Raw genomic sequence first — 17,356 nt, 5'->3', positions numbered from 1 at the left:
CTGGGTTTACTGGCCTCCCTGACAACTCGGAGGATGGTCGATAACGTTCATGGTGTTCTCCATCATTGCCGCTGTATTGCGACACGAGCATTTTACGCATCCCCTACCTCATCTCAAGCAAAAAATGTCATCAATCAACAATCCATGCCTAGCTTATTGATGGGCTAAATCACGCCAAAATAAACAATGAAACTCGGTGATGTTTCGCACTATCTGAAACGAATAAGAAATGCCAGAGACAAAAAAGCCCGACTAAGTAAGGCGGGCAAGGAGGTTATCTAGGCCGGCTTGATGCCGGCTCATTGGTTATATCTTTATATCGTGTATAAGGATTACGCTTTACCGTATTTCTCTGCCACGCGAGCATGCAGCTCTTGTACCGAGTTCACTTTAGACAGATCAGCTGCCGTGTGAGCCATACAGGTTGCGAATGCTGCATTTAGCGTGGTGGTGTAGTTCACTTTCTCAGCCAGTGCGCCACGACGAAGTACTTTTGAATCTTCAATCGCCTGACGACCTTCCGTGGTGTTGATGATGTAGCTGTATTCACCATTCTTGATACGGTCAAGAATATGAGGACGACCTTCATGCACCTTGTTCACCAAGCGAGGGTTAATACCCGCTTCACCAAGCACAACTGCTGTACCGTGTGTTGCATCTAACTCAAAACCTAGCTTGATAAGCTTGGCTGCCAGGTCAACAACACGTTGCTTGTCGTTATTACGAACAGACAGCAGCGCGCGACCTTGGTCGGAATAGGATTTACCACAACCGAGATCCGCTTTCGCAAACGCTTCTGCGAAGGTATCACCCACACCCATCACTTCACCTGTTGAGCGCATTTCTGGGCCTAACAGTGGGTCAACGCCAGGGAACTTGTTAAATGGCAACACCACTTCTTTCACTGAGTAATACGGTGGAATGATTTCCTGCGTGAAACCTTGTGATTCAAGTGATTGACCAGCCATTACACGTGCGGCAATTTTCGCCAGTGGTGCGCCAGTGGCTTTAGACACAAACGGGACAGTACGTGCAGCACGTGGGTTCACTTCAATCAGGTAGACTTCACCGTCTTTCACCGCAAACTGTGTGTTCATCAAGCCACGAACGCCCAGCTCAAGTGCTAGCTTCTCAACTTGGCGACGCATTTCGTCCTGAATCTCTTGGCTCAGAGTATATGCAGGTAATGAACATGCAGAGTCACCGGAGTGAACGCCCGCTTGCTCAATGTGCTCCATGATACCGCCGATAACCACACGCTCACCGTCGCAAATTGCATCTACATCGACTTCAGTCGCGTCATCCAAGAAACGGTCCAGCAATACAGGGGATTCGTTAGAAACACTCACTGCCTCAGCAAAGTAGCGGCGCAGATCGCTCTCGTCATAAACGATTTCCATCGCACGGCCACCCAGCACGTAAGAAGGACGAACAACCAATGGGAAGCCAATCTCTTTTGACTTTTCAATCGCCAGTTCCATCGTAGTTACAGTGGCATTTTGTGGGGTTTTCAAACCAAGACGGTCAACCGCTGCTTGGAAGCGCTCACGGTCTTCTGCACGGTCAATGGCATCAGGACTTGTACCAATGATTGGTACGCCTGCCGCTTCTAGTGCACGCGCCAGTTTCAGAGGTGTTTGACCACCGTACTGAACAATCACGCCTTTTGGTTTTTCAACACGCGCGATGGCCAGTACGTCTTCCAAGGTTACAGGTTCGAAGTACAAGCGATCAGACGTGTCATAATCGGTTGAAACCGTTTCAGGGTTACAGTTAACCATGATGGTTTCGTAGCCATCTTCACGCAGCGCGAGCGACGCATGAACACAACAATAATCGAATTCAATGCCTTGGCCGATACGGTTTGGACCGCCACCAAGAACCATGATTTTGTCTTTGTCAGTAGGGTTCGCTTCGCATTCTTCGTCATAAGTGCTGTACATGTACGCGGTATCAGACGAGAACTCTGCCGCACAAGTATCAACACGCTTGTAGACAGGGTGAATGTCGAACTGGTCGCGCAGCTTGCGGATTTCGCTCTCGCTAACACCCAACAGCTTGCTCAGGCGAGCATCAGCAAAACCTTTGCGCTTCAGTTTACGAAGCACTTCTTTGTTCAGACCCGCGAAGCCATTCTCTTTCACTTCAGCTTCGATTTTGACGATGTCTTCGATCTGAACCAAGAACCAGCGGTCAACGTTTGTCAGCTTAAACACGCCGTCTACCGACATGCCTGCACGGAATGCATCTGCGATGTACCAGATGCGCTCAGCGCCCGCATCTTTTAGCTCATGACGAATTTTGGTCATGGCATCGGGTTCGTCCAGATCAACCATTTCATCAAAGCCTGTCGCGCCAACTTCTAGGCCGCGCAATGCTTTATGCAGTGATTCTTGTTGATTACGACCAATAGCCATGACTTCACCCACAGATTTCATCTGTGTGGTCAGACGGTCATTTGCGCCCACAAATTTCTCGAAGTTAAAACGAGGAATTTTGGTCACAACATAGTCAATTGTTGGTTCAAATGATGCTGGAGTTGCACCGCCAGTGATGTCATTCATCAGCTCATCAAGCGTGAAACCAACCGCCAGTTTTGCCGCGATTTTTGCAATCGGGAAACCCGTCGCTTTTGACGCCAACGCAGAAGAGCGAGAAACACGTGGGTTCATCTCGATGATAACCATACGGCCATCTTTCGGGTTGATACCAAACTGAACATTCGAACCGCCTGTTTCTACGCCAATTTCGCGCAGAACAGCCAAGGATGCATTACGCATCAATTGGTATTCTTTGTCCGTCAGTGTTTGTGCTGGGGCAACGGTGATGGAGTCACCCGTGTGGATGCCCATCGCATCGAAGTTTTCAATCGCACATACGATGATACAGTTGTCGTTTTTGTCACGAACAACTTCCATCTCGTATTCTTTCCAACCAATCAGAGATTCATCAATGAGAAGCTCGTTGGTAGGAGAAAGATCCAAACCGCGACGACAGATTTCATCGAACTCTTCTTTGTTGTAAGCAATACCACCACCGGTGCCGCCCATGGTGAAAGAAGGACGGATGATGCAAGGAAAACCAACCATATCCAAAACTTTATAAGCTTCTTCCATCGTTTTCGCTGTATCTGCCGTTGGGCATTCCAAACCGATAGACTTCATCGCTTTGTCGAAACGTGAACGGTCTTCTGCTTTATCAATCGCATCAGCCGTTGCACCAATCATTTCCACGCCGAACTCAGCCAGTACGCCGTGTTTTTCCAAATCTAGTGCACAGTTCAGTGCCGTTTGACCACCCATGGTAGGCAGTACAGCATCTGGGCGCTCTTTGGCGATGATGTTACGTACTACTTCCCATTGAATTGGCTCGATGTAGGTCGCATCAGCCATTTCAGGATCAGTCATGATGGTTGCAGGGTTGGAGTTAACCAGAATAACGCGGTAACCCTCTTCACGCAGCGCTTTACACGCCTGCGCACCTGAATAGTCAAACTCACATGCTTGACCGATAACGATTGGGCCTGCACCCAGAATAAGAATACTTTTAATGTCTGTACGTTTTGGCATTCTCTGCTACTCCGGATTACGCGCTGTGTTGCTTGATAAGTTCAATGAAATGGTCGAACAGTGGGGCCGCATCGTGTGGGCCAGGGCTCGCTTCAGGGTGTCCCTGAAAGCTAAATGCTGGTTTATCTGTGCGATGAATACCTTGCAGTGAGCCATCAAACAGAGACTTGTGAGTAGCACGCAAGTTCTCTGGCAGTGTGTCTTCGTCTGCTGCAAAACCGTGGTTTTGGCTGGTGATCATCACCACATCGCGATCCAAGTCTTTCACAGGGTGGTTGGCGCCGTGGTGACCAAATTTCATCTTCACGGTTTTAGCGCCACTTGCCAGTGCCAGAATTTGGTGCCCCAAACAGATACCAAAAATCGGTAGGCCTTTTTCTAAGAATACTTTTGTTGCTTCAATAGCATAAGTACATGGCTCTGGGTCACCAGGACCGTTCGACAAGAACACGCCATCTGGGTTCATTGCCAGTACGTCTTCTGCAGGCGTCTGCGCTGGCACAACCGTCAAGCGGCAACCGCGGTCAACCAACATACGAAGGATGTTGCGCTTCGCACCAAAGTCATATGCCACTACGTGGTATGGCAATTCGCTATCATCTTTCGCTTCTGGCAGGCCACCTTCTAGTGTCCATGAGCCTTGCTTCCACTCATACGCTTCAGCAGTCGTCACTTCTTTTGCCAGATCCATGCCTTTCAAACCTGGGAAATCTTTTGCTTTGGCGAGCGCCAGCGCTTCATCAATACTGTCGGCGGCAACGATACAACCATTCTGTGTACCTTTTTCGCGCAGCAGACGGGTCAACTTACGAGTGTCGATTTCAGCGATGCCAACGATGTTTTGAGATTTGAGATAATCAGAAAGGGATTGCTGACTGCGGAAGTTTGAAGCCATAAGCGGGAGGTCGCGGATTACCAAGCCTTGAGCGTGGATTTTGGAGGATTCTTCGTCTTCGGTATTCGTACCGGTATTGCCAATGTGGGGATAAGTGAGAGTAACAATTTGCTGGGAATAGGACGGGTCAGTGAGAATTTCTTGGTACCCCGTCATCGAGGTATTAAAAACAACTTCACCAACAGCAGTTCCATCAGCACCGATGGATTCACCGTGGAATACAGTCCCATCTTCCAGGACTAAGAGCGCAAACTTGCTCAAGACAACCTCCAAATCAATAAAAATGCAAAAAAAATAGATAGTTTTGCATCAAGTCATTCCATAGAAATGCCTAGTTCCGAAAAGCGGAATTTAGACAAATTGCGCGCATTTTAGATATTGCGGTCGAAAGTGTCAACAAGGAGTGAAAAAAGAATATGCTTTATAGCCAATAGATGGCAATTAGTGCATCAAACAGACAAAAGACAGGCTTAACCTCTATAACTCAGCGGTTTTACATCCACGGAGCTAACACTTTTACTTCTTTGTCGACCACGGCGGTAAAAATACAACCAGCTCACTCCGCAACCGTTTACATGTTACCACTAAAGCCAAACTTTTAGCCATCACGGCGAGGTATTATAGCGTAACCCAATAAATGGCAGGTCAATGAGAGTGATATTCACACTAGCGGCAGTCACATACTTGAAGAGTCGTTAGGGACAGGAATATGCAGCAAGTATTCACTTACTGCATATGTAGGCATTATAGCTGATCGAGTTCCAATACATCTTGCATGGTAAAAAAGCCCGTATCTTTAGCTGCAACCCACTTGCCTGCGCGTACAGCGCCATTGGCAAACGTCATGCGGTTTGAGGCCTTATGGGTAATTTCAACACGCTCGCCGATGTCAGCAAACATGGCAGTGTGCTCACCAACGATGTCTCCCGCGCGAATGGTTGCAAAACCAATTTCGTCGCGAGTACGTTCACCCGTTATCCCTTCACGGGCATAAACAGCAACATCGCTCAGTTTGTTGCCCATCGCTCCGGCAATAGCCTCGCCCATGCCGATTGCAGTACCAGATGGCGCATCAACTTTGTGGCGGTGGTGGGCTTCAATGATTTCAATATCGCAGTAGTCACCCATTACTTTGGCGGCTTTTTCTAACAGCTTAAAAACCAAGTTAACACCGACGCTGTAATTAGGAGCCATCACTAACGCGACATCACTTGCTGCTGCATCAATTTCAGCACGCTGCTCTTCAGAAAAGCCCGTGGTGCCGATCACCAGTTTTTTGCCATGCTCTCTGCACAATGCTAAGTTCGCGAGTGTTGCAACTGGCGCAGTAAAATCAATGATGACATCAAAGTCATCAGCCACTTTCGCGAGATTATCGACAATCGCTATGTCACGTTTGCCTATACCAGCAAGTTCGCCTGCATCCGCACCAATTAGGCTTGATTCAGAGCGCTCGCTGGCCGCAGTAAAGACAACGCCTTCCATTGCGTCCGTGGCTTGAATTAGCTGTCGGCCCATTCGACCTGCAGCGCCCGCAATTGCTATGCGAACCATCATTTTCCCCTTGTTAACGTCCTGTTCATGCCGGATCACCGACACCAAATAATAGTTTGTTATTCACTCTACCCTTTTCGCCACACGATGTATATTGGTGACGAAATCAAGAAAAAGGGAGCCATTAGCTCCCTTCAAAACGCGTTACGATGCTTATTGCACCTGCTTGACTTGCAGTTCACGAGGCACTTCAAAGAACATATTTTCTTCACGTCCTTTTAGCTCTTCAACTGACGTTCCACCCAAAGCTTCAATGCGCGCAATGATCAGATTCACCAGTTCTTCCGGCGCAGATGCCCCAGCGGTCACACCAACTTTAGCTTTGCCATCAAACCATTCCGGTATCACGTCTTCTGCACAATCAATCAAGTAACCCGGCGTACCCAGCTTTTCACTCAGCTCGCGCAAACGATTCGAGTTCGAGCTATTTTTCGAGCCAACAACGACCAATACATCACACTGGGTCGCGAGATCGCGCACGGCATCTTGTCTGTTTTGGGTTGCATAGCAAATGTCATCTTTACGCGGGCCTTGGATATCAGGGAACACTTGACGCAGAGTATCAATGACATCCGCAGTTTCATCCACAGACAACGTTGTTTGGCTGACATAATGAAGATTGGTTGGGTCTTTGACGACGAGCTTGTAGACATCTTCTGGTCGCTCGACCAAATACATACCGCCAGTATCGCTTGCGTACTGACCCATGGTTCCTTCCACTTCAGGATGACCTGCGTGACCAATCAGAACCACTTCCATATCACGGCGGCTTGCGCGTGCGACTTCCATATGGACTTTGGTCACCAACGGACAGGTAGCATCAAACACGGTCAGGCTGCGTGACTTCGCTTCCTGACGAACGGCTTGAGATACACCATGCGCAGAGAAAATCACGATGCTGTCATCGGGAACTTCACTCAGTTCTTCAACAAACACTGCGCCACGTGATTTCAGGCCCTCCACCACAAAGCGGTTGTGTACCACTTCATGACGCACATAAATTGGCGGTTGATAAAGTTCGAGTGCACGTTCAACAATGCTGATAGCACGGTCTACACCGGCACAAAACCCTCTTGGGTTTGCAAGCATGATTTTCATTGGATTGCCTTTTGACCAACTTGTACTTTAACTGACGCTGATGATTTCAACGTCAAAGATAACACGGTGTCCTGCCAATGGATGGTTGAAATCCACGGTAACTGATTCGCCAGCCACTTCGGTGATCACGCCAGGGATCTCTTGGCCACCAGGGCCAGCAAACGCAATAATGGTGCCTTCTTCTGCAGGCGCGTCACCGACAAATAGCGTGCGATCCATATGCTGAACGTTATCTGGGTTAGGCATGCCGAACGCATCGGCAGGTTCAAGTGTAAAACTTCCCGCTTCGCCTTCGCTCAGACCCAGCAAACATTTCTCAAAATTTTCAGTCAGGCTGCCATCGCCCATCACCATCTTAGCGGGCTTACCTGAGGTTTTCGTGCTGTCTGCGACAGAACCATCTTCCATCTTAATAGTGAAATGCATGATCACTTCACTGTTTGCGATAATTTGCGTCATTCACTCAGATCCTTGAATTAGAAGGTGCGCCAAACAAACGTAGAAACACCCAAAACCACAAAATATATTGGGTTTTAAAACACTCATTATAAGAAAGCGCCGCTCGCAATTGCGAGCAGCGCCATCAATGTATTAACAGTCGAAAAGCACGGTGCTTATTCGGCCTCAGCGTGCGGCTTTTTTGATGCTCTCACGCTATCCAACACAATTAACCCTGCACCTACACAGATTGCTGCGTCGGCAAGATTGAATGCTGGCCAATGGCTGTTGCCGATATAGAAATCAAGAAAATCGACAACATATCCATGAACGAGACGATCAAACAAATTACCAATAGCGCCGCCGATCACGAGGGCATAGGCTACGTTCAAAATTCTGTTACTGGCAGGCGTACTACGCATCCAGTAAATCAATAGTCCCGACACGCCAAGTGCAATCGCTGCAAAGAACCAGCGTTGCCAACCGCCTGCATCACTCAAAAAGCTGAACGCTGCGCCATAGTTATGAACATATAACAGGTTAAAGAAAGGCAAAATCTCAATGCGGTTTGCCCAACCATATCCCATGGTATCCATCACGAACAACTTGGTGCCAATATCGAGAACGAACACCAGAAGCGCTAGCCAAAGCCAACGTACACCTGATTGTTTCGTTGTCAGATCTTTCATCCAATCTTCCTACTATCGTTGAGCAAAAAGCTGGTGAACCAAGTCAGCCAGCTTTTGTCTTTGCTACTGTGTGATTAAACGAACCCGCAATTACGCGAATTGACGGTTTTCGCCTTCACCATCGATGTTGCTCACGCAACGGCCACAAAGTTCTTCGTGCCCTGCAATCGTGCCCACATCAGGCACATGGTGCCAGCAACGTTCACACTTCGCCGCTTCTGATTTCTCAACGACAACCGCCAGCCCATCAACATCAGTGACAACGGCTGATTCAGGTGCGGCATCCGTCGCAACCACAACGGCTTTCGACGTCAACAGAACAAAACGCAGTTCATCACCCATGGCTTGCAATTTAGCAGCGAACTCAGGGTTTGCATAAAGCGTGATTTCCGCTTCAAGTGAGCCACCAATTTTCTTGTCGTTACGTGCTTGCTCCAACACTTTGTTGACCGCACCACGTACGCGAAGCAATTCCGCCCAGAACGCGTTGTTCAGTTGCTCGTCATCGCTCAAACCAAACAGACCGTCGTACCATACTTCTGTGAATACGTACTTAGCACGGTTACCTGGCATCTCGTTCCAGATTTCATCCGCTGTGAACGACATGATAGGTGCCATCCAGCGAACCAGAGCTTCCATGATATGGAACAAGGCTGTTTGACAGCTACGGTGTGCGAGACCACCTGCTTTCGCGGTGTACTGACGGTCTTTGATGATGTCCAAATAGAATGAACCCATCTCAACCGAGCAGAATTGCATCAAACGCTGTGTGACTTGGTGGAAGTTACACTCTTCAAATGCTTTCAGCATTTCTTCTTGCGCTTCTAGTGCTTTACCTACCGCCCAGCGATCAGCGATCACCATATCTTGTGCAGCAACCATGTCCGTTTCTGGGTTGAAACCATTAAGGTTCGCCAGAAGGAAACGCGCCGTGTTACGGATACGACGGTAAGCGTCAGCACTACGCTTTAGGATTTCATCAGACACCGTCATTTCACCGGTGTAGTCTGTTGAAGCAACCCACAAACGCAGAATGTCACCACCCAGTTTGTTCATCACTTCTTGTGGTGAAACCACATTACCGATCGACTTCGACATCTTACGGCCCTGACCATCAACGGTGAAACCGTGGGTCAGCACTTGCTTGTAAGGGGCGTGATTTTTAATCGCCACTGACGTTAGCAGTGATGATTGGAACCAACCACGGTGTTGATCAGAACCTTCCAAGTACATGTCCGCTTCGTGACCGTTAAATTCAGGACGCTGATTCACAACCGCGTAGTGCGTTGCGCCTGAATCGAACCATACATCCAGCGTATCCAGCACTTTTTCGTAATGCGCTGCATCGTCGCCAAGCAGCTCGTCGATGTTAAGATCCCACCAAGCTTGAATGCCTGATTGTTCAACTTTTTGAGCCACTTGCTCAATCAATTCAACCGTATTTGGGTGCAGCTCTGATGTTTCTTTATGAACAAACAAAGCAATGGGTACGCCCCAAGTGCGTTGACGAGAGATACACCAATCAGGGCGACCATCTACCATCGATTCAATACGGTTTTGACCCCATTCAGGGATCCACTGTACATTTTTGATCTCTTCCAGCGCTTTCGCACGCAGACCCGCTTTCTCCATTGAGATAAACCACTGCGGGGTTGCACGGAAAATGATCGGCGTTTTATGGCGCCAGCAATGCGGGTAGCTGTGCTCAAACGCGTGATGATGCAGCAATGCACCGTGCTCTTTCAGCACGTCAATCACGTTGTTGTTAGCTTTTAAAACGTGTTGACCCGCAAACAGCTCAGTGTCTGGCAGGTAAACGCCGTTGCTGCCAACAGGGTTTGCGACTTCTAGTCCGTATTTTTGACCAACAACAAAGTCTTCTTGACCGTGGCCTTCGGTGCGGTGTGAACCACGCCTGTACCTGATTCAGTCGTTACGTGTTCACCGCAAACAACTGGCACATCAAAGTTGTAGAACGGGTGGTTGAAGCGCAATAACTCCAACGCATCACCATTACAGAAACCCAGATTATGGAAGTGTTCGATACCGACACGATCCATCACTGACTTCACAAGTTCTGCAGCCATGATCAAACGACGTGGTGTTTCACCTTCTACCTGAACCAGCACATATTCCAGTGCACTAGCGACAGCAACCGCACGGTTAGCTGGCAGCGTCCAAGGTGTTGTGGTCCAGATAACGATAGACACATCGCCGTGACCTTCATGACCTTCCGCCAAGTTAAACTTAGACAGCACAGCCGCTTCGTCCGTGGCACGGAACATCACATCAATCGATGGTGACACTTTGTTCTCGTATTCTACTTCTGCTTCTGCCAATGCGGAGCCACAGTCTGTACACCAGTGAACAGGTTTGAAACCTTTGTGTAAGTGACCATTGCCAGCAATTTTGCCCAGTGCACGAATGATGTTGGCTTCGGTATCGAAGTCCATGGTCAAGTAGGGCTTGTCCCACTCGCCCAATACGCCTAGACGTTTGAAGTCAGCTTTCTGGCCTTCAACTTGCTTGGCGGCATACTCACGGCATTTTTGACGAAACTCAGCAGCAGACACTTTTTGGCCTGGCTTACCGATTTTCTTCTCAACCATCAGTTCAATTGGCAAACCATGACAATCCCAACCAGGGATGTAAGGCGCGTCAAAATCAGACAGCGTTTTAGACTTAACAATAATGTCTTTAAGAATTTTGTTTACTGAGTGACCAATGTGAATATTGCCATTCGCATACGGAGGGCCGTCATGCAAAATGAAGGATTTCTTACCCTTCTTCGCTTTACGGATCTCGCCGTAAAGATCTTCCTCATACCAACGCTTAAGCATTTGTGGCTCGCGCTGAGCAAGATTACCTCGCATCGGAAACGCGGTTTCCGGCAGGTTTAAGGTATCTTTAAAGTCACTCATTGATTGTTCATTCCGTATATGGACATTATTTATTAGACGGCTCAGACAACCATGCACGCGCTGTCTGAGCATCAAGTTCAATTTGGGCTTTCAACTCGTCAAGCGAGCCGAATTTCATCTCGTCACGTAGCTTATGAAGAAGCTGGACTTCGATATGTCGACCATAGAGATCTTCCTCAAGGTCGAAAAGATGCACTTCAAGTTGTTGACGCACACCGTTAACTGTTGGCCGAGTGCCGACGTTAGCCACACCGCCTAGCCATTGGTTTGTTTCGATACCGCCAACCTTGACAACATAGACACCGGACACGGGTGTCACTCGGCGTTTCAATGGCACATTGGCAGTCGGGAAGCCAATCGTCCTCCCCAATTTTTTACCGTGTGAGACTCGCCCACTGATGCTGTAGGGTCTGCCGAGCATGTCCTCAGTAGCTAACTGATTACCATCCGCCAATTCATTTCGGATAGCGGTGCTACTCACACGCTGCGTAGAAACGGTAAAGCTTTGAGTGCTGACCACTTCAAAACCTACACTCCGCGCTTCATCTTGCAGATAACAAAAATCGCCCTGACGCTCAGCGCCAAAGCGAAAGTCATCGCCGACCACGAGAAACTTAACACCCAATTGTTCAGCCAACAAGCGATGAACAAAGTCATACGGTGTCATGGCTGCAAACTTCGCATTGAAATTCACCACCAATAGACGCTCAACGCCCAATTTGGCTAACTGGGTGTACTTATCACGCAAACGCGTCAGTCTAGCGGGAGCTTGCTCTTGGGAGAACAGTTCTCTTGGTTGAGGTTCAAATACCATCACGGTTGATGGCAGCCCTAGCCCACGTGCTTTTTCAACCACGCGTTTTAGCACTTTTTGATGCCCCAAATGCACACCATCAAAGTTGCCGATAGTCAGTACACATCCACGGTGCCTGTCTCGGATGTTATGAATACCTCGGATCAATTCCATAGTGCTAAAACTGCTTTCCCCTCAAAAAAACCGACGGATTATATACTAATCGCCTCAATCAATCAGCCTTCTATGCGAAGTTGATGGGGTCTTAGACCCAAAACCAGTAATGATACGAGGTAAGTGACTGCACCTGCGCCAATTATTCCTGACAGCATATAAATTCTCTGCCACAAATCCATTGCCAACCAGCGGTCATTTTCTGGCATCAATCCCAAAATCAGGCCCCCCATCAGCACCACCGCGATCATCAAACGTAACGTAAAGATCACCGTCTCTTTGCTAATGCGATAAACCCCCTGCTTGTGCAGTCCGCGATACAACAAACCTGCATTAATCAGCGCTGAGAGTGCCGTTGCCATTGCCAGCCCCACATAGCCATAGAAGTATGCAAATATTAGGTTAAAGACCATGTTACTAACCATAGCAATAATGCCGTATCGAACGGGTGTTTTGGTATCTTGACGTGCGTAATATCCTGGGGCGAGTACCTTGATGAGCATAAAATTCAACAAACCTGATGAATAGGCAACCAGCGACAATGACGCGGCGTTGACATCATCCACACCAAATTCACCACGCATGAACAACACCATCAGCATGGGTTTGGCCAATATCATCATGCCAATCATCGCAGGAGCGCCCAAAAGCAGCACCATGCGAATGCCCCAGTCCATGGTGCTAGCAAACTGCCCCGATGTTTGTTCAACGTGCTTTTTGGATAACGCTGGCAAGATCACCGTTGCGATCGCGATGCCGAACAAACCCAGAGGAAACTCCAACAAACGGTCTGAGTAATACAACCAACTGATGGAGCCTGTTGCTAAGAAGCTGGCAATAAATGTATCCAGCAACAAATTAATCTGACTTACCGACACACCAAACAGCGCAGGGATCATCAAGGTGCGAATTTTCACCACACCGGGATGTTTCCAGCCCCATTTAGGGCGGACAAGCATGCCTTCGCGATAAAGAAATGGGATCTGAAACGCAAACTGAATCAAACCACCCAGAAAAACGCCAATACCCAATCCGACTTCGGGCTGATCCATGCTGGGTGCTATCCAGATCGCGGCTGAAATCATCGCAATATTGAGAAATACTGGCGTAAAGGACGAAACTGCAAAACGGCCAAGGGTGTTCAAAATTGAACCCGCTAACGCCACAAAACTAATAAACCACAGATAGGGAAACGTGATTTTTAGTACCAGTGATGCCAATTCAAATTTATATGCCGACGGGCCATCATTCCACCAATCAACAAACCACCCCATACCAAAAAGTGCGGTAATCACTGGCGATGCGATGACACCAATCACCGTCACAACAGTGACCAACACACCTAATGTGCCTGAAACATAGGCAATTAATTCACGTGTTTTGTTTTTGTCATCACTGGCCTGATACTCAGCAAGTACAGGCACAAAAGCTTGCGAAAAAGCACCTTCGGCGAATAACCGACGCAAAAAATTAGGGATTTTGTTAGCAAAAAAGAAAACATCTGCGGCGGCGCCAGCGCCCATAAGGTTCGCAATAACAACATCACGAACCAAACCCATGACACGCGATACCATGGTCATAAAGCTGACAATCATCCCCGATCGAAGCAATCGCTTTGACACCTGTAACCCCTTAATACGAAAAATAAAGTAAGATGCATTCGACCGCTGATGTTAACACGTCTTTTTTTATTGAGTTTTAGACGTTGTGGCAACTGCGAAAAGACAGATAAAAGGCTTACTTCATACTGAGAATGCTGGTAGAATCTGCCGCCATATTAACCGCGATGTTCGTCACATGCCATTGCAATGGCAATGCGGCGGATTATTGCACAAATGAATTGACAACTAGGGTAAAACGGGGCATATTCCTCGGCCTTAAATTGTCACCGAATATAAGATTTGGGAGTTAGACCCTTGGCGAATATCAAATCTGCTAAGAAGCGTGCAATCCAATCTGAGAAGCGCCGTCAGCACAATGCAAGCCGTCGCTCAATGATGCGCACTTATCTGAAAAAAACCATCACCGCTATTGCAGCTGGTGATAAAGAAGCAGCTACTAAAGCATTTGCTGAAGCTCAACCTATTCTTGACCGTATGGCTACTAAAGGCCTTATCCACAAGAACAAGGCCGCTCGTCATAAAGCTAGCCTAGTTGCTCAAATCAAAGCTCTGTAATAAGCGCTAAGATTTGAAATAAAAAAAACCGGCCTAAAGCCGGTTTTTTTTATTTCTATTTCCTACCGCGTCGCTTATTTGTCTTTGCAATAGAGTTGATGCAAGGTCATCATAATGGTCTGCACCTCAATGCTCTTCAATGAGTAGTAAACCGTCTGTGCCTCTTTACGCGTTGCCACTAAGCCATCACGTCGCAACCATGCCAGATGTTGAGATAGAGCCGACTGACTCAGCTCAAGCTTATCACTGAGCGTCCCCACAGACATTTCCCCTTCCAGCAAATAACAAAGTATGAATAGTCTGCGCTCATTTGCCATTGCTTTAAGCAATTGCACTGCCTTGGGCCCAGTTTCCTGCATTTGTTTTAATTCCATACTTACTGCCTATTCACCTACATCTAAAAGGTTGTTCACGTTGATTTAAGTGTATCATTCAACATATGAGCAACAATGCCTTGCGTTTAAGAAATCCATTTCATAAGGTAAGACTAATGGAACAGTTTGCTAAAGTCAGCCTCACAGATACGTTTTACCGCAGGATGTTGGATCATCCTTTCCGCAAATATAACGTAATACTCTTCTTTTAATTCCTCTACTTGGGCAATCTCTTGAATGTCCGGCAAGTCGAGTATGTCAGCCGAGTACAACGTTGGTGCAACAAACATTGCCCGATGATTCGCCCCAAAAGCTTTCATTAATGCGGCATCATCAAACTCACCCAGTATCGTTGGTGTTATACCTTGGCTATCAAACCAGTGCATCAGCTTGCGTCCCATCGCTGTCCGACTGCCAGGAATGAGCAACTTATGTTCTTCAATTATGGCAGGGAATCTTTCTTTTGATACAGCACCTGAGCAAAAGAAGCTCATGATGCTTTCGCCTATCTTTACGCTAAACAATCCAGGGCTTTGACTTGAATCCACTGGACAGTCAGACAAAATCATATCTAGCTTATGCTGCCTCAGTTGCTCAAGAAGCAGTTCATGGGTCGATTCATAACAACGAAGGTGAATACCATCATCGTCGGGAATCGCTTTTAGCAGTACACGACTCACTAGGCTTTTCGACAATGCATCGGCCACGCCAACATCAAATAGCTCATTCTCTCGCTGACTATAGTTAATGATATCTAACATTTCGTAGCTAATACCGAACATCTTGTCAGCGTACTTGTAAACCAACTGACCGAGCTCAGTTGGTTCGACATGCCTACCTGAACGTTTAGTCAGTTTACCGTTCAGACGGTCTTCTAAGGTCCGTATTTGGCCGGTTACTGTCTGCGGTGTCAGGAACAATGCTTCAGCCGCTTTTGAGACTGAGCCTTTTTTGCAGACCATCCAGAAATAATAGAGGTGGTTGTAGTTTAAATGCGACATAGCTTCTCAACGTAAAAAGCGCCTCACCACGAGGACGTAGTGATGGCGCTTTTTGATTAGGTCATGATCTGGTTGTCTTCAGTGAGGTTAGAGCCACAATAATGCTTACCTCACATGCTACTCTGCCTCAATGATCATCTTTACTCGATGCGTTTAACACAGCCAGTTTGAGTCAGCACAACCCGTCCTGCTATCAAAGATGCAGTGAAATACACGCTTTAATAATCAATACTCACTTTTTCCCCATCGCCATCTTCTTCCGCCGCTGGTGATTTAGGCAGTACCGCACTCAATAGTGCGTAGCCAGCAAGCGCGGAAACCGTAGACCCAATCAAAATACCCAATCGAGAGAACGTGATGTAGCTTTGGTCCACACCCACAAACGCGAGCGAAGAGATGAATATCGACATCGTAAAGCCGATACCACATAGCAGTGAAACCGCAAAGATTTGCTTAAAGTTGACGTTTTCAGGTAATCGCGCCACACCTGTTTTTACAGCAATCCAGCTGAAGGTAAAAATACCTAACGGCTTACCAATCAGTAGACCCAACGCAATACCTAGCGGCAGCATGTTAGTCAGGCTTGCCAGTGACACACCTTCCAACGAGACACCCGCATTAGCAAATGCGAACAAAGGAAGAATCAGAAATGCCGCGTAGGGATGAATGGCATGCTCTAGCGTTTTTAGCGGGGATTTTCCGTCTTTGCCACCCGCCAGAGGGATAGCAAAACCAAGCACCACACCCGCCAACGTCGCATGCACGCCGGATTTCAACACACTGAACCAGAGAATTGCACCAACCAGCAAGTACCATTTCACGCCAGTGACGTTCTTGGTGTTCATTAAGAACAATACGGCGGTAGAAATAAAGGCAACCACTAACGCAGTAATAGAAAGATCGCTGCTATAAAACAGCGCGATCACGACAATGACGCCTAAATCATCAATAATCGCCAGCGCGAGCAAGAAAACTTTCAGAGACAAAGGCACACGCTTACCGAGCAATGCCATCACGCCGAGTGCGAAAGCGATGTCTGTTGCTGCAGGGATAGCCCAACCATTTATGGTCACAGGATCTGAATAGTTAAATGCCAAATAAACCAAAGCAGGTGCCAGCATGCCACCTACGGCAGCAATAGCAGGAAAAATCGCTTTTTCTTTCGTATTAAGGGCACCCTCAATGAGTTCCCTTTTCACTTCGAGTCCGATCAGCATAAAGAAGATAGCCATCAGACCATCATTGATCCAATGCGCGACCGATAAACCAGCTATATAGCTATGAAGAGCGCCATCATATAGCGGCTGCAAGGGTGAGTTGGCAATCACAATCGCCAATATTGCAGCAATGATCAGCACCAAACCGCCGGCTGATTCCATCTTCATAAACTGACGAATCGCATCAGTCATTTAAAGCACTCCGTTAAAATTAAGTAATCCCTATTAGTCTAGTCACCAATCATCATTAAAGAAAAATCGGTTCTTTGGAGATTAAACCTCGGAATATCCGAAGTTTCCACCAAAAAGTGACACTTTTTTCGTGGTGTGAAACATAGCCCTGTCATAAATGCCCCTCAATGTGACATCTTTTACGATGAATATCGCGCGTTTGGGCGCTTTTTAACCACTTGAAAAACACCACACAAAAATAATTAAATCATTGTTTTTATTAAT

At 47.5% G+C, this 17,356-nt stretch carries 12 protein-coding genes and 1 pseudogene; 1 reads left to right on the top strand and 12 read right to left on the bottom strand.

Annotated elements, in window-relative coordinates:
- Positions 1 to 332: 332 nt before the first annotated feature.
- From carB to murJ, 9 genes and pseudogenes are all read right to left on the bottom strand, one after another.
- Positions 333 to 3,569 (bottom strand): carbamoyl-phosphate synthase large subunit, encoded by a 3,237-nt coding sequence (gene carB, locus AC3CIC_RS02525; RefSeq protein WP_016961673.1) that lies wholly within the window; start codon positions 3,567 to 3,569, stop codon positions 333 to 335.
- A 16-nt stretch (positions 3,570 to 3,585) separates the two neighbouring features.
- On the bottom strand, positions 3,586 to 4,725 hold the full coding sequence (gene carA, locus AC3CIC_RS02520; protein ID WP_016961674.1) for a glutamine-hydrolyzing carbamoyl-phosphate synthase small subunit: 1,140 nt from the start codon (positions 4,723 to 4,725) through the stop codon (positions 3,586 to 3,588).
- A gap of 483 nt (positions 4,726 to 5,208) precedes the next feature.
- Positions 5,209 to 6,018, bottom strand: coding sequence for a 4-hydroxy-tetrahydrodipicolinate reductase (gene dapB / locus AC3CIC_RS02515; RefSeq protein WP_016961675.1), 810 nt, complete (start codon positions 6,016 to 6,018; stop codon positions 5,209 to 5,211).
- A 153-nt stretch (positions 6,019 to 6,171) separates the two neighbouring features.
- Positions 6,172 to 7,116 (bottom strand): 4-hydroxy-3-methylbut-2-enyl diphosphate reductase, encoded by a 945-nt coding sequence (gene ispH, locus AC3CIC_RS02510; protein ID WP_016961676.1) that lies wholly within the window; start codon positions 7,114 to 7,116, stop codon positions 6,172 to 6,174.
- Between the two features lie 27 nt (positions 7,117 to 7,143).
- Positions 7,144 to 7,575, bottom strand: a complete 432-nt coding sequence (fkpB, locus tag AC3CIC_RS02505) for an FKBP-type peptidyl-prolyl cis-trans isomerase (RefSeq protein WP_016961677.1) — start codon at positions 7,573 to 7,575, stop codon at positions 7,144 to 7,146.
- Positions 7,576 to 7,730: 155 nt separating this feature from the next.
- Positions 7,731 to 8,243: a signal peptidase II gene (gene lspA, locus AC3CIC_RS02500; protein ID WP_488515261.1), complete on the bottom strand. Its 513-nt coding sequence runs from the start codon at positions 8,241 to 8,243 to the stop codon at positions 7,731 to 7,733.
- A gap of 90 nt (positions 8,244 to 8,333) precedes the next feature.
- Positions 8,334 to 11,164, bottom strand: a pseudogene (gene ileS, locus AC3CIC_RS02495) (isoleucine--tRNA ligase).
- Positions 11,165 to 11,189: 25 nt separating this feature from the next.
- Positions 11,190 to 12,131 carry a bifunctional riboflavin kinase/FAD synthetase gene (gene ribF, locus AC3CIC_RS02490; RefSeq protein WP_016961681.1) on the bottom strand — a complete coding sequence of 314 codons (942 nt, stop codon included), beginning with the start codon at positions 12,129 to 12,131 and terminating at the stop codon, positions 11,190 to 11,192.
- Positions 12,132 to 12,193: 62 nt separating this feature from the next.
- The gene (gene murJ, locus AC3CIC_RS02485) at positions 12,194 to 13,753 is read right to left on the bottom strand and encodes a murein biosynthesis integral membrane protein MurJ (protein WP_394211076.1); all 1,560 of its coding nucleotides are present in this window, start codon (positions 13,751 to 13,753) and stop codon (positions 12,194 to 12,196) included.
- Between the two features lie 294 nt (positions 13,754 to 14,047).
- Between murJ and rpsT the strand changes: the two genes are divergently transcribed.
- The gene (rpsT, locus tag AC3CIC_RS02480; protein WP_016961683.1) at positions 14,048 to 14,308 is read left to right on the top strand and encodes a 30S ribosomal protein S20; all 261 of its coding nucleotides are present in this window, start codon (positions 14,048 to 14,050) and stop codon (positions 14,306 to 14,308) included.
- Positions 14,309 to 14,382: 74 nt separating this feature from the next.
- Here rpsT and AC3CIC_RS02475 read toward each other — a convergent pair whose 3' ends face one another.
- From AC3CIC_RS02475 to nhaA, 3 genes are all read right to left on the bottom strand, one after another.
- Complete coding sequence (locus AC3CIC_RS02475) at positions 14,383 to 14,682, bottom strand: ArsR/SmtB family transcription factor (RefSeq protein WP_017005838.1); 300 nt, start codon at positions 14,680 to 14,682, stop codon at positions 14,383 to 14,385.
- Between the two features lie 113 nt (positions 14,683 to 14,795).
- Positions 14,796 to 15,683 carry a transcriptional activator NhaR gene (gene nhaR, locus AC3CIC_RS02470; protein WP_016961685.1) on the bottom strand — a complete coding sequence of 296 codons (888 nt, stop codon included), beginning with the start codon at positions 15,681 to 15,683 and terminating at the stop codon, positions 14,796 to 14,798.
- Positions 15,684 to 15,901: 218 nt separating this feature from the next.
- Entirely contained in the window at positions 15,902 to 17,092 is a 1,191-nt protein-coding gene (nhaA, locus tag AC3CIC_RS02465) for a Na+/H+ antiporter NhaA (protein WP_016961686.1), read from the bottom strand.
- Between the last annotated feature and the right edge of the window lie 264 nt (positions 17,093 to 17,356).

It is taken from the genome of Enterovibrio sp. QJM3NY_24, assembly GCF_057786035.1.
The sequence above is the reverse complement of the archived record's forward strand: the minus strand, read 5'-3'. Positions and strand labels throughout refer to the sequence as shown.